1 pseudogene is annotated in these 477 nt (G+C 37.5%); it reads left to right on the top strand.

From position 1 onward, the window contains the following. A pseudogene (locus tag FEF65_RS13445) lies at positions 1 to 477 on the top strand (hypothetical protein); the annotation flags it as partial.

Raw genomic sequence — 477 nt, 5'->3', positions numbered from 1 at the left:
CTCGATGCACAATTAATGATTGGTGGAGGAGAAATAGAAAATGCTTTGGTTGGTGGTTTCGATGAGATGACAGATAATCATAGTAGGCTATTGATGACCATGGCTCATTATGATAATGAGGATGGCGCCGTGGCTGGACAAGGTTCTGGTTTCTTTGTTTTAGAGGAGAATGCCTCCGATACAACATATGCGGAGTTAAAGGAATTAAAAACCATATATAAACCAGAGGATTCTGTTATAGAATCTGAGGTGGAGAATTTGTTGAAAGTACATGCTGTTGATAAATCTGAATGTATAGTTTTAATGGGTTTTAATGGAGTAGAAGCGGAGCAAAACAAGTACGAAAAACTGCAGAAAACTGTTTTTGAAAACAGCTGTGTTGCTCAATTTAAGAACTTATGTGGAGAATATTATACCTCTTCAGCTTTTGCTTTTTGGTTGGCTTCCCAAAGTTTAAAAAAGCAGCTGGTTCCAGAA

The sequence above is a fragment of the Mariprofundus erugo genome (genome assembly GCF_005818865.1).
Classification (GTDB): Bacteria; Pseudomonadota; Zetaproteobacteria; order Mariprofundales; family Mariprofundaceae; genus Mariprofundus; species Mariprofundus erugo.
Note: the sequence above shows the minus strand (reverse complement) of the source record. Positions and strands in the feature narration are given on the sequence as shown.